Annotated in this window: 1 protein-coding gene; it reads right to left on the minus strand. The window is 38.7% G+C overall.

The window, feature by feature from the left end; all coding sequences use genetic code 11:
• On the minus strand, window positions 1–364 hold a 364-nt coding region (locus tag GB932_RS22320), incomplete at both ends, for a hypothetical protein (RefSeq protein WP_197517223.1).

The raw sequence follows: 364 nt of genomic DNA on the forward strand, positions 1-364 counted from the left end.
TTTAGCTTCTACTTCAGCAATCTCAGTTCCGATATCAGGAAGTACGAAGAAGTTAGGATCAGAGTTACCCTGAGACATGTATTCAACACCTTTGTCTGTAAGGTCTACCTGATTGTTTTTCTCCTCGATTACGAAGTAAAGATCTTTATCTACGATCGGCATATCACGGTTGTTGTCCTGCATGTATTGCGCCTCAACTTTCTGAAGCAATGCTCTGTTTCCGCTTTCCGATAAGAATTTGATTAATTGTCTGTTTTTTGGAAGACCTCTGTATGCCTGAAGTAATTTGAAACCACCTTCTTTTGTATTTCCTGCAGCGATTAATTTCTTCGCTTCATTGAAAATAGCAGAAACGGTTTTCTTT

The organism is Microbacterium karelineae, assembly GCF_009745985.1.
Lineage (GTDB): Bacteria > Actinomycetota > Actinomycetes > Actinomycetales > Microbacteriaceae > Microbacterium > Microbacterium karelineae.